Annotated in this window: 10 protein-coding genes; 6 read left to right on the top strand and 4 right to left on the bottom strand. The window is 40.6% G+C overall.

Annotated elements, in window-relative coordinates:
* Positions 1–66: 66 nt before the first annotated feature.
* Positions 67–1,287, bottom strand: coding sequence for a M24 family metallopeptidase (locus FLM54_RS15785; RefSeq protein ID WP_178956912.1), 1,221 nt, complete (start codon positions 1,285–1,287; stop codon positions 67–69).
* Positions 1,288–1,309: 22 nt separating this feature from the next.
* Entirely contained in the window at positions 1,310–2,602 is a 1,293-nt protein-coding gene (locus FLM54_RS15780) for an NAD(P)/FAD-dependent oxidoreductase (protein ID WP_372239244.1), read from the bottom strand.
* Positions 2,603–2,868: 266 nt separating this feature from the next.
* On the opposite strand from FLM54_RS15780, the gene FLM54_RS15775 reads away from it, so the two are divergent.
* The 4 genes from FLM54_RS15775 to FLM54_RS15760 all read left to right on the top strand — a co-directional run bounded on the left by FLM54_RS15775 (position 2,869) and on the right by FLM54_RS15760 (position 6,411).
* The gene (locus FLM54_RS15775; RefSeq protein WP_178956910.1) at positions 2,869–3,093 is read left to right on the top strand and encodes a hypothetical protein; all 225 of its coding nucleotides are present in this window, start codon (positions 2,869–2,871) and stop codon (positions 3,091–3,093) included.
* 3 nt (positions 3,094–3,096) lie between these two features.
* Positions 3,097–4,098: a 4-hydroxyproline epimerase gene (locus FLM54_RS15770; protein ID WP_138609503.1), complete on the top strand. Its 1,002-nt coding sequence runs from the start codon at positions 3,097–3,099 to the stop codon at positions 4,096–4,098.
* A gap of 13 nt (positions 4,099–4,111) precedes the next feature.
* Positions 4,112–5,608 carry an aldehyde dehydrogenase (NADP(+)) gene (locus FLM54_RS15765; RefSeq protein WP_178956909.1) on the top strand — a complete coding sequence of 499 codons (1,497 nt, stop codon included), beginning with the start codon at positions 4,112–4,114 and terminating at the stop codon, positions 5,606–5,608.
* A gap of 134 nt (positions 5,609–5,742) precedes the next feature.
* Entirely contained in the window at positions 5,743–6,411 is a 669-nt protein-coding gene (locus FLM54_RS15760) for a GntR family transcriptional regulator (protein WP_178956908.1), read from the top strand.
* Positions 6,412–6,786: 375 nt separating this feature from the next.
* Here the strand turns inward: FLM54_RS15760 and FLM54_RS15755 are convergent, their stop codons facing one another.
* Complete coding sequence (locus FLM54_RS15755; protein WP_178956907.1) at positions 6,787–7,755, bottom strand: dihydrodipicolinate synthase family protein; 969 nt, start codon at positions 7,753–7,755, stop codon at positions 6,787–6,789.
* Between the two features lie 606 nt (positions 7,756–8,361).
* Here FLM54_RS15755 and FLM54_RS15750 point away from each other — a divergent pair.
* Both FLM54_RS15750 and FLM54_RS15745 read left to right on the top strand, forming a co-directional pair.
* Positions 8,362–11,355: a TonB-dependent receptor domain-containing protein gene (locus FLM54_RS15750; protein ID WP_178956906.1), complete on the top strand. Its 2,994-nt coding sequence runs from the start codon at positions 8,362–8,364 to the stop codon at positions 11,353–11,355.
* A gap of 648 nt (positions 11,356–12,003) precedes the next feature.
* Positions 12,004–12,408: a hypothetical protein gene (locus FLM54_RS15745; protein WP_178956905.1), complete on the top strand. Its 405-nt coding sequence runs from the start codon at positions 12,004–12,006 to the stop codon at positions 12,406–12,408.
* A gap of 34 nt (positions 12,409–12,442) precedes the next feature.
* On the opposite strand, the gene FLM54_RS15740 is transcribed toward FLM54_RS15745, so the two are convergent.
* Positions 12,443–13,336 (bottom strand): AraC family transcriptional regulator, encoded by an 894-nt coding sequence (locus FLM54_RS15740; RefSeq protein ID WP_178956904.1) that lies wholly within the window; start codon positions 13,334–13,336, stop codon positions 12,443–12,445.
* Positions 13,337–13,446 lie beyond the last annotated feature (110 nt).

The following is a 13,446-nucleotide window of genomic DNA, read 5'->3' as shown; positions in this document are numbered from 1 at the left end:
TAAGTGAAGTGAGTAGTGCCAGTGGCTGCATGGTTTTCGTATACATGCAGCAGAGAGTGTTATAAGTTAACTGGTTGATTTAAATGGGTCGTCGATACTATGGGATGGCTCAGTAAACCACTTTGGCCCGTTGTCGGTCATATAAAAGTGATCTTCTAATCTTATACCAAACTCATTTGGTACAACGAGCATGGGTTCGTTACTGAAGCACATACCGGTGGCCAGAGGGGTTTTATCGCCGCCGACTAAATAAGGCCACTCGTGAATGTCTAAGCCAATGCCGTGGCCGGTACGGTGTGGGCACCCTGGCGTTTGATATTCAGGACCAAGGCCTTGCTCAGCTAAATAATTACGAGCTCCAGCATCTACGTCTTGACATGTTTGGCCTATTTTTGCTGCATTAAATCCAGCTATTTGTGCCGCTTTTTCATAATCCCAAAATTGGCGCTGGCGATCACTTGCTTCGCCAAACACATAAGTGCGGGTGATATCAGATAAGTAATCGTGCACTTTACAGCCAGTATCAATTAATACCACATCGTCTTTTTTAAGAATTTGCGCGTCTTTTACGCCATGGGGAAAAGAGGTAGCAACACCAAATAACACAATGCAAAAATAGTTACCTGGCGCACCTACTTTTTGGTGCGCTTGTTTAATAAAAGCTTCTACTTCAGTGGTGCTAATGCCTTCATACAGCATACTGGCTGTGGCTTTATGTACCACTAAGGTCATATCCATTGCGCGTTGCATTAATGCAAGTTCATTGGTTGATTTGTGCATACGACAATGTGCTGTTACGGGTTGTGCGTTAACCAGTTTTAAGCCGCTTTGTGCTTTTTTAATGCCATCAAAAATAAAAAACTGTGCACTTTCATCAATGCCAATAGTGCCATCTTTTGCAATGCCCATTTCGGTTATTACATCTACAAATAGCTGATATGGGCTTTCATGTTCTTGCCAACCATGAATTGGGCCATCAATCACTTTAAAGCCATTGAGTGAACCAATTTCAAAAAAAGGAGCAATATATTGTACATCGCCCTGTGCAGGTAAAATTGCTCCCACCAGTCTTTCACTGGCATACCAACGCATTCCCGTAAAATAAGTAAGATTTGTACCAGCGTTTAGATATATGGCGTCAATACCATTTTGTTGCATGTATACTTGAGCTTTTTTAATTCGTTCTAGGTGCTCTTGCGGTTGGATCGGGGTTAAATCGTCAGTCATATTAGATAAACTGGCAAGTGCTTGTTCTTTGGTATGGGTACCAATACCTTGGGCTATCATAGTGCTTTCCTCGTAAGTGTGACTATTGTGCAAGTGGGGCGTGTGAACTGCAAGCAGCTTGAGATGAAAAGCGGCTGATACAATATGGTTTTATATCTACGCTAGGTACTTGTTGTAAACACAAACTAGTTATTAGCTCACCTGTAATAGCACCTTGAGTTAATCCAAGGTGCTGGTGGCCAAATGCAAAAAATAAATTAGTGTGGTTAGGTGCTTCGCCTATGACCGGTAATGAATCGGGCAGTGATGGTCTGCAGCCCATCCACACGCTACTAGGTTGAAGTGTTACCGCTGAATGATTGAGCATTGCTTTGGCATTGGGTAATAATGCCAAAGCGCGTTTATTATTCATTTTACGTTCTGTACCTGCGAACTCTACTGTTCCAGCAATTCGTAAACCTTGGCTCATGGGTGTCATAATAAAACTGCGCTCTGCAGAGGCGACAGGACGAGATAGACCATAATTACTCGATAACATGCAATGATAGCCTCGCTCTGTATCAAGAGGTACATTGTAACCTAAGGGCTTGAGCAGTAATTTGCTCCACGCACCAGCTGCGATGATGACTTTATCGGCTTGAAATTTTTGGTCAGGGCAATTAATTTCATAGCCACTATAAACAGGTGAAACCTCAATCACTTTTTGTTGGCAAAACTGCCCACCTAAAGCTCTAAATTGCTCAGCTAAACTTAAGCAAAATAAATGAGGATCAACGCTGTGTGCTACCTCTTTAAAAAATAATGCATGCGTTATGGTTTTTGCTAAATTAGGTTCCAGTCGTTGTAGTTGTTCAGCATTGAGCAGCTCTACAGCGATACCGTGTGATAAATATTTTTCAAACATAGCCTGTATTTGTGTAACTGGCGTTGTTTCGAAAGTGAGCAAGCTCCCTTTCTTTGTTATTAAATGATTTAATTTGAATTCATCTAGCAGGGTCTCGTAGGCTGTAATTGCACGGTGGTTGAGCGCCTGTAAAGCGTGGGTATTTGCTTTATAGGTTGAGCTAGCCATGTTATTAACAAACCGCCAAAACCAAGGTAGTGCTTTGATCACATAGCGCCAATCTATTCTAAGAGGGCCGAGTGGGTTTAATAGCATCATAGGCAGCTTTTTTAATAACGATGAGTGCGCTAAAGGAAATACTTGCTCTGTTGCAAAGTGCCCAGCATTCCCTTTCGAGCAGCCTTGAGCTAAGCCATTTTCATCATACAAAGTAACTGTAAAGCCAGCGCGTTGTAATTTTAACGCACAACAAATACCGATTATACCTGCTCCAACCACGCCAATATGTTGTGTTTTATTATCAGACAAAATGCTTACCTCTTTATGCAATATGTTTGTTGTGACGGATGTATTGTGTCTATCTCAAAATTGCATTTATTTTTTAAGTTACGAGATATGATTTTTCAATACTTGTTATTTTGCTTCATTGTTGTTTAGATTCAATGGTTTAATGTTTTTGCTGCTGTTTTATAGATGCCCTTCAATGCCACTAAAGAAAGGAATGCTGAAATAGGATATTGATTATTGTATACAATATACCTACTATATCAAGCATAAACATCAATCAGGTAATTAAAATGACAGTAAATTGGCAACAGGCCTTTGGATCGTTTTCGGCTCAGTTTAATGAAGATGGCGCTATTCATTTTGCAAGTAGCGCAAACATGATCGATGAGCTAAATAATCAAACTGCTCACAGCGTTATTAAGCTAAACGCATCAGATGAAAATGCAGCTGTTACCACGCTTTACACTAAAGCAATGGCAAGCGGTATTGACGTAACAAAATTAAAGTTGGATTAAGTTATGCTCAAAGGGACCTTTTTTTGTATTGACGGCCATACCTGTGGCAATCCCGTAAGGCTAATTACCAGTGGTCACCCGCAATTGAGCGGACAGAGCATGAGTGAGAAACGCCAAGACTTTTTTCAAAATCACGATTGGATACGCCAAGCGCTAATGTTTGAGCCTCGTGGTCACGATATGATGTCGGGCGGATTTTTATATCCGCCTACCACAGAAGACGGCGATGCCGCTATCTTATTTGTTGAAACATCAGGGTGCTTGCCCATGTGCGGCCACGGCACAATGGGTATTGTTACGTTTGCTTTAGAGCATGGTTTATTACATGCAAAAGTGCCCGGGACCTTGCTATTAGATACGCCAGCTGGACGTGTACGAATCAATTATGAAATGACCGATGGTAAAGTTCAGTGGGTAAAAATTTATAATGTTCCCGCGTACTTAGCATATCAGTCAATTGTAATTGAAGTACCTGAACTGGGCGAGCTTAAAGTAGATATTGCCTACGGAGGTAACTTCTACATTATTGTTGAACCGCAAGCCAATTACAAAGGCATTGAGCATTTAACCGCTGGGCAAATTTTAAAGTACAGCCCGCAGGTGCGTGATGCCATAAACGCAAAAATAAAATGTGTTCACCCCCTTGACCCAACCGTTCAAGGTGCAAGCCATGTGTTATGGGCAGGCACACCTAAAAATGCCAATTCACATGCCGCAAATGCTGTTTTTTATGGTGACAAAGCCATTGATCGCTCACCATGTGGAACAGGCACTAGCGCCCGTATGGCACAGCTTTTTGCGAAAGGGCAGTTGGCCCAAGGGCAAGAATTTATCCACGAAAGTTATATCGGTAGCCAATTTATCGGCCGTATTGAACAGGTAACAGAAATCGCAGGCGTAACAGCTATTCTGCCAAGTATTCAAGGTTGGTCTAGAGTAACAGGCACAAGTGCTATCACAGTCGATGACGATGACCCATATGCATTTGGGTTTCAAGTAATATAATCAGGAGCAAAACATGACATTAACAGGACAAAGTTTAGTAGCAGGACAATGGGTTGGTGATTCAGCGAATGGTGAATTTAATGCATTTTCTCCCGCTGGTAATGAACCACTACCTACATGCTTTTTTAATCTCAGCGCCACTGAATTAAACGTTGCAATCGAAGCCGCACAATCGGCTTTTTATGAGTATCGTAAAACTAGCTATGCACAACGTGCTGATTTTTTAATGTGTATTGCAGATCAAATATTAGCGCTTGGTGATGATCTACTTGAGCAAACTCAGCAAGAAACCAACTTACCGCTTGCGCGATTGCAGGGGGAGCGCATGCGCACCGTAAATCAACTTAAAGCGTTTGCCAGTGCATTGCGCGAAAACCCTGAATCACCTTTGGGTTTAAAAATAGTGGATGAGGCCGATGCAACAAGATCACCGTTACCAAAACCACACACTGAACTTAACTATTTACCATTGGGGCCGGCTGCTGTGTTTGGTGCATCTAATTTTCCTTATGCCTTTTCAACATTGGGTGGCGATACAGCAGCGGCACTTGCTGCTGGGTGCCCGGTCATTGTTAAAAATCACACAGCGCATCCAGGAACTGGCGAGTTGATGGCACGTGCGGCGCTTGCAGCCATAAAAGAATGTGCGATGCCATTAGGCGTGTTTGCAATGGTGCAAAGTAAGGAGCATGACATATCGCATCAATTAGTTGCAGCGCCGGCAATTAAAGCGGTTGGCTTTACAGGCTCATTTAACGTGGCTAGTAAACTGCAAGAAACGATTGCTAAACGTGAAGAGCCCATCCCATTTTATGGTGAGCTGGGTAGTATTAACCCTCAAGTTATTTTACCCAATAAAGCCATTGAACAGAGTAAAGAAATGGCGCAGTCACTTTGCCAGTCAATGCTTATGGGTAACGGCCAGTTTTGCACCAGCCCTGGGCTTTGGTTAGTGCCAACCGGGTGTGATGAGCTTGAAGCACATATTACTGCGAGCATTAATGATGCACCATCAGACACTTTGCTCACGCCAGACATTGTTAAAACGTTTAAACATCAAGTAGAAGAGCGAGGCCAACTTGCTCAAGTAAGCGTGTTAGGGAAAGGTAAGCTTGAGCAAACGTTCCATGCTAATGCACATGTATTCGTTTGTAATGCCGACGATTATTTAACAACCCCAGCGTTGAATGAAGAAATGTTTGGCCCTGCTGCATTAGTTGTGCGTTACGACAGTGAACAGCAACTTATGACATTAATAAATAAACTGCAAGGGCAGCTTACAGCCAGCGTTCATGGCACGAAAGCGGATTTAAGCAAAGCAGATAGCCTCATCGAAGCACTGCAATATAAAGTGGGTCGTTTGATAAAAAATCAGATGCCAACAGGTGTTGAAGTGTGTGGTTCAATGAACCACGGTGGGCCATTTCCAAGCTCAACGGATGTACGTAGTACCTCTGTAGGCACAAATGCAATGTTACGTTTTATGCGACCAATTTGCTATCAAGCATAAGATTCATTGGGCGGGATATGCAAATTGTATATTCCCGCTTTTCCTTTATAAACGCTAACTGAGGACGGAATCTAACTTGGCATCTCATGTTACTTGAGTATAATGTATGCTAAATGCAATACTTAAGGATCACCATGGCTATCGAACACAAAACACGCACCCAATTAGTAGCAGAAGCAATTCGTGAAAAAATATTAACCGGTGAAATCAAAGCTGGTGATCCACTGCGTCAAGCTGCACTTGCTGCTGAGCTTAATGTAAGCCGAATACCTGTTCGTGAGGCACTGCTTCAGCTCGAAGCTGAAGGGCTTGTAAATTTTGAAGCGCATAAAGGAGCCACGGCAACAGAGCTTTCAGCATCACAAATTGATGAAATCTTTGATTTAAGGGCATTACTTGAGGCTGAGCTGCTAAGTCACTCAATAGAAGGTTTAACAGATCAAGATTTAATTGATGCTGAGCTTATCTTAACTGAGCTAGAAAGCGCCATGGATGCAGGTGATACCCACCTAGCAACGGGCGATTTAAACAGCCGTTTTCATGGTAAGTTGTATTCACGCGCACAACGCCCACAAACTCGTGAACTAGTTGATATGTATAGTAAAAATTCAGAGCGTTATGTGCGCATGCATATTTTACTAGCGGGTGGTTTAACCACAGCACCAGAAGAGCACCGTATATTGTTAAATCACTGTCGTGCAAAGAACACTAAAAAAGCGTGTGACTTTTTGAAAAAGCATATCTTAGGCGCCAAAAACGACATTAAAAAGCTATTACTTAAAATAGAAGACGAAAAAAGGTAGTGTTAAATAAGCCACATTTTTTATCATGTGCTCAGCTTGCTGCCCGTAGGCAAATAAGAATGCTATATTTATGTTGTCTTTAACTTACCTCGATTAGTTTGCTTAATGCGATGTTAGCTAACTGAACAAGGTCCCATCAACTTTTCTGTATTATTAAGTGGGTATGTAAAAAATACTTTAGCTAGATAGGGTAAAAAACTCAGAAGTGCAAAGCTTAGTCTTACGCTATATTTGAATAAACGATATATCTGATTTTCTTTTATGCTCAAGTATGATTATTTAATAAGGTCAGCGCAATCACCGCAAGAGCAGCTTATCTATAGCTACAAAAACGCTCCGTAAAAACGGAGCTTTTGCTTGTCAATTTTTGAAAATTCAGTCTATTAAACCCAGACCCTCGAGTCGTTCTTTTGCTAAGGCATACCTTGTGTGTACATCATCAATTTGCTGTTGATTTAACTTTTTACCAAAAGTACGAAGCCCGCCAGTTACATCATTATGATGAATGCCAAATGCAAACTTAAGGTATTCTAAAAGTAACGGTTGTGCATCAAGGTAAGATATAGAATTCATAGCTTGAGAAATTTTGTTTGCCTCGGCCCACTCACCTTTATTCACGTATTCCTGCATAGTGACACTCGCTTTTGGAAATATACAGCCAACGCCTGTAATTCCACCGCATGCGCCAGCGAGTCCTGCATGTATAGTTACCGTATCTACACCTGCGAGTACTTTTATGTCCTTATTTTCTAGCACCATCGTTTCAATGACAGATACATCTATGGTGGATATTTTAAGCGCCGTAACTTCAGGTAAAGCGGCAAGCTTTGTTAGAAGGTCAGTTGAAAGTGGATGATAGCCAGCGGCGTCCGGGTTGTTATAAGGCATTATTGTAATACCGGCCTCTTTTGCAGCTGTGGCAGAAAGGGAATAATACGCATACATTTCCTCATCAGAAGGCGTGTATTTGGTTTTTGGTGGCATCACCATTACGGTGTCCACGCCAACAGTTGCTAGCTCTGTAACAATTTTGGCCAGCTCTTCTTTGGTTTCTGCGGCTGCGCCACTAATCAATGGAACATTGTATTCTTTAGCAACACTTGAGAGAGCTTTTAGTAAAGAAAGACGCTGTTCGGAGCTTAGGTAGCTGTTCTCACCAAGAGTACCAGAGCCAACAAGGCCTCCCATACGAGTTCCACCTTTGCCTTGCACCTTTAAAATATCTGCAGCGTATTTTTTCGTTGCATCAAGGTCAATTGCAACGGTTCCAGACTCTGTTTCTTTGAGCCATGTAAATACGGCTGGCATAACTGTGTATCGCCAATCTTTACAGTTTGTTTCCATTATATTTCCTCTAATAAGTAATATTGTATACATTATACATTTCGATTGTATCAGTAAAATTAACTTCGGCAAGTCTAAGAACTAAATTAAAAGGGTATCGTATATGTAAATTATACAGGGGCATGCAAAGGCGAGTAACGCTAACTATATAAAGTGGGGTTAATCATTTAACTATCTTCACGAACTATAGTTTGCTTCTTAATAACCTGAACTCTGGATTATAAACCTACCCCAAGTAGCTATTCTTAGCGTTAACTGAGTTTAATCTACTTGCAATAGGCTAACTATTGCAAGTAATTTCGCTTAGTACCCACTGAAAATCTCTGGCTAGAGAAAATAAACATAAATATCACTTTGATTCAAAATATTAGTATATCTCTTAACCAGAGTTCAGGTTAAATACTTCAGCTCATGTATTAAATTACGATACTTAATAAAGCTTCCTTTAGTTACAAACTTGCAGAGCAATTGACTTTGTTTAATTTGTATTTAAATTTTAACTAAAAATTATCATATATTTAATATTGTATACAATATGTAATTTATGTATATTTTACGTCGAGGTTAGTCTCACAATAAAAATCTACAGGACCAAGGAATTCTTACATGATTACAAATAATAAAAAACAAACTCGAGGCGTGGGTGCTAGAACTCTGCTGGCAACTGCGGTAACAGCAGCATTATTAATTGCACCAGCGGCACACGCTGTTGATGGCAGTAGTATTGTTAAAGGTCATATTGTTGCGCAATCGGGGAATGATTTAACCGGCGCAACTATTACACTTAAGCACAAAAGCAAAGGGTTGGTTTACACCATTACCAGTAACGCCGAGGGTGATTACTTATTAAGAAACGTACCTGTAGGTACATACGATGTAACTATTGTAAAAGACGGTTATCAAGCAATGACTGAAGAAAATGTTGCGGTAACTATTGGCCAATCAATAATACTTGATGTACAACTTTATAAAGCTGGTATTGATATAGAGCGTATCGCGGTAGCAGGTTCGGCAATTCGTCGTGTAGATATGGCATCTTCCACCTCTGGCTTAACGTTTAGTGATGCTGAACTTAAAGCAATGCCGGTAAATACTGGTTTTGAGAGTATTGCGTTACTAGCGCCAGGTACTGCAGCTCCTGGTGGTTCTAATTTCAAAGGAGCCTCTAGTTTTGGTGGCTCATCAGCCGCTGAGAATGGCTACTATTTTAATGGCTTGAATGTAACCAGTATTCGCACAGGGTTAGGTTCAATTCGTCTTCCATGGGAGGCTATTTCGCAAACTCAAGTTAAAACGGGTGGTGTTAGCCCTGAATTTGGAGGGGCATTAGGCGGTATTGTAAACGCTGTATCTAAATCAGGCGATAATGATTTTAAACTTGGTGCAGAGGTGCGCTGGGATCCTGATAGTCTTCGTAATCAGCATGATTCAATATTTCAAGATAGTGGCACCATCAGTACCAACACTAAGCAAAGTAGTTACGATTTTAAAGAAGTACAGTTATGGGCGAGCGGTGCGCTTATTGAAGATACGCTGTTCTTCTATGGCTTATTTGCTCCACGCAGAGAAGAGTCTAGCAGCGCTGGGCAAACCACGTTCTCTGATTTTGAGCGTGATGAAGATCGTTGGTTCACGAAAGTGGATTGGTTTATTAATGAAGATCACTCTATTGGTTTCTCTGCAATGAACAATAAACGTACTTGGACTGACAAAACGTTTGCTTATAATTGGAAAGATAATGTTGTGGGTGATCAGCAAGGGGTAGATGCACCAGGTGAAGATGGCGGTAATGTTTATAGTATTAACTACAATGGCTATCTGACAGATACTTTTTCAGTGTCAGCCGTTGTTGGCCGTGTTACTGAGAATGTTGAGAACGTGGTAGCGTCTCCAAACCCAGGTGTATGGGATGAAAGAAATGGTTTTGTTACGTTAAGCCAGCACACTAATTCAGGAATAACAGAAGAAGAGTACATCCGAGACCAAGCTCGCATTGATTTTAACTGGGATTTGGATATGCATTCAATCCAATTTGGTATTGATTACACTAACGTGAAGGTCGATTTTTTTGAAGGTCAAAATGGTATTGGGGATGCTAAAGGCTGGTGGACAGTAAAAACGGCCGGTGAAAACGATGTATCGGGCGCTACACTAGGTACTGACTTTATCGAAAGAAGGATTCGTAGCCGTGAGGTCGATTCTGCTACCACTTCATTAGCGTTTTACATTAATGATTCATGGCAAGCTACTGATAATTTAGTGCTTAATATGGGTTTGCGTTATAGCCAGTTCGAAAACACTGTTTCAGATGGTCGGGCTTTTGTTGATATAGATAATCAAATCGCGCCACGTATACAAGCAATTTATGACGTTAATGGTGATGGTAGTGCAAAAGTATTTGCAACCTTTGGGCGTTATTTTCAACCTGTCTCTGCGAACATGAATATCACCCAAGGTTCTGCATCTATTGAATGGTTTGAGTATTTCGAACTGGATCAATTAGAAGGTAGCGGTTCACCTTCTTTATTAGCTGATGGCTCACCTAGCAGAGGGGATATGTTACGTGATAGACGCTGGCGTCAGCGGGGTATTACTGAACCAGGGCTAATTGCCTCTGCTTCTTTAAAACCAATGTACAGCGATGAATTTACAATTGGTTATCAGCAAGAAGTGTTTGATACGATGTCTGCAGGTGTACGTGCTATTTACCGTGATTTAGGTCGCAGTGTTGAAGACACTGATGTAGGCCCTGTGCTTGCCAAAAAGCTTGCTGAAATGGGTATAACCGATAACGTAGGGCAAGGTTCATATTACGTACTCAATAACCCTGGTGAAGCGATTCAAATGTCGTATGACTTTGATGGTGATGGAGAAATTGATAACGTAAATTTAAGTGCTGATGAACTTGCACTTGCCGAAGCACAACGCAAATATTTGGCGCTTGAGTTTACCTTAGATGGCAATATAACTGATGACTTGCGTATCAATACTTCATATACATGGTCACATAGCTATGGTAATACCGAAGGTTTAGTTAAAACGGATAATAACCAAGCCGATCCTGGTTGGACGACCTCCTACGACTATGGTGATTTGATGGATCATGGCTATGGTAATTTACCAAATGACCACCGCCACGCTATTAAGTTTAGTGGCGCCTATAATATTACCGATTCATTGACCCTAGGTTTAGTTGCGCGAACTACATCAGGTCGTCCAAAGAGCTACTTCTCAGTTCACCCTGAAGGTGTCGATAGCTGCGAACAAGGAAGCCCATGGGATGCATGTGTTAGTAAATATTACGATCAAGCATCTCATTATGATGAAAATGGCAACCCTGCGCCACGTGGCAGTAAAGGTAATTTACCTTGGCTCACTAATATAGACATGTCATTGACGTACTACACTGACTTTTTTGGCTCAAACGTGATTTTAAAAGGCACTGTTTATAATTTGCTTAATAGCGATAGTGCGATAAATATCAACGAAGAGCGTGCTCAGTACGGTGAAAATGGCTTAAAGCTTAATCCTGATTATGGCTTAGTGACAGGACGTCAAGGTGCTCGCTATGTGTCATTGACCGCACGAATAGAGTTTTAATTTTCCCTGGTAAGAAGCTGTAAGAGCTCAACTTTAGTATCTCATGACTATGTTGGTGAATGCTAAAGTTGAGTTAATGTTTAAGCACATTCTCATCAAGAGCAACACAGCCTCGATGCTGGGCAGGCAGCTGTTTGGCATTTTTGTAGTGAGTTATTGGCACTTTTATTACAAGAAATGAAGGCACATTGCATGCAAAAATAACAAGGGATAATTATGACTCAGCTTTGTTTTCTCATTGGCAGTAGTCACAACCCGATTGGTTACACATCTATACCCTTGATATGCATATGGACGGTGAGTCATTATATATTATTTTAAATGGCTTGCATCAGACACACATATTGATTTAATTGAAAATCATCATAAAGATAGTCGTGAATATGATACTTCCGCAATCACTCGTAGCAGTTTATTTGTAGATAGTAATTAATATATTAAATGAAACTGGTAAGTTATTGTTATCAATGCAAGAAGGTATATTTACAGAGCTTGCCGTGTGTTGAACTGGCTTATTTAGCCAAACAAAATATACCTGTTCGAAAAAGTAGATAAAAAATAACAGTATTTAAATCAGTAGATACAACGTTGAGTGATTTATTTACTCATTTTGTTTACCAAAAAATTAATTAAAATGAAGGTGAATGTATGGTACTTCTAGGGTTAGGGGTTGTATTTATACTAATAGGCTTGTTGCCACTTGTTCGTTGGTTAAAATGTAAAGTTAATAAACGCCATTGGCGAGTGTGTAACATAGAACAAATAACAGCAGCGACAAATAATCAAATAACAGCGCCAGAGCTTTTACATCAGCCAACGATGCTAGTGAGTTTTCGTTTTGATGATCAAGTGTGCAGTATACTAATTGATTATAACGAAAATATGATGTGGCGTTTTAAGCAGGGTAAGCAATGCACGCTATTGGTGGATAAGCACAACCCTCATAAAGTTTACAATAACGCTTTCTTATGGCATAACTACGGCGTAGTGTGGTTGCTGGCAGGTGTAAGTTTATGTATTTCAAGCTATTATAGTGTGGTTGTTAAAATATGACTGCGCTTTTAACCACTTAGTAAAGCATTAGCTATTAATGCCGACACTGTTTAGGTGCAATCCCAAAGGTTTGCTTAAATAAACGGCTAAAATGACTGGCGTTATTAAAACCAAGGTCGTAGCACACTTTACTTATAGCTTGGCCTTCTAATAAAAGCGTGCGGGCTTTTTTAAGTCTAAGTTGTTGCTGCCAAAGTGCAGGGCTTGTGCCAAAAGCGAGTTTAAATTGCTGGTAAAACTTACTACGACTCATACAAGTTATTTTGCACAAGGTGTCTATGTCGAGTGTGTCGCTTAAATGCTCTTCAATATAATGTAGTGCATCACTCACGTTACTTTTTAGGCGTAGCTTGTCACAGTTTGCCAGCAATAAATCACGGCTTTGTTGTTGTAATAAACGGGTGATCAATTCGTTTAACGATAAATCAATTAAGTAGTGTCGCTCGGCGCCTTGCTCACTAAATAAATGCACCATTCGCTCTAATAACTGCTGAGTTTGCGTATTATGTTGGGTATGCACTAAATTAGGGCTGTATTCAAACAAGGCATCACTAGCAAAGTTTTGCTGCATATTAAGTGCATTAGCCACATTGGTTATTTTATCGGTGCTGATTTCAATCGCTAAACAGGTGGTAGGTGAGTTGATAGTTGCCTGAGGAAAATCAATCAGCACCCCTTGCTCGGGCGCTAATACAAACGATTCGTGTGGTAAAAACGCTTTATGATACTGACTATTCTCAACATGCATAATTTTTTTGCCACTGAGCATGGCACAAAATAATAATTCGTTTGAATGCAGCGCCACTTTTTGCGCACTTTTATAAGTATCATAAATACTCAGTTCGCTGTTGTCGGCAGCAAAGCTCACTTTGTTTTCAATAAGTACATCAAGTTGTTGGCGTTTTTTATTTAACTGCGACGAATACATAATCAGCCTTTTTAATGATTAAATCGTTTGGACTCACAGACAATTTTTTTGGACTGCTAATCAAGTTTTTAAGCGCTTAATAGTCTAATGTCAATCAATACCGATTAAAT

The organism is Pseudoalteromonas sp. Scap25 (genome assembly GCF_013394125.1).
GTDB lineage: Bacteria > Pseudomonadota > Gammaproteobacteria > Enterobacterales > Alteromonadaceae > Pseudoalteromonas.
The sequence above is the reverse complement of the archived record's forward strand: the minus strand, read 5'-3'. Positions and strand labels throughout refer to the sequence as shown.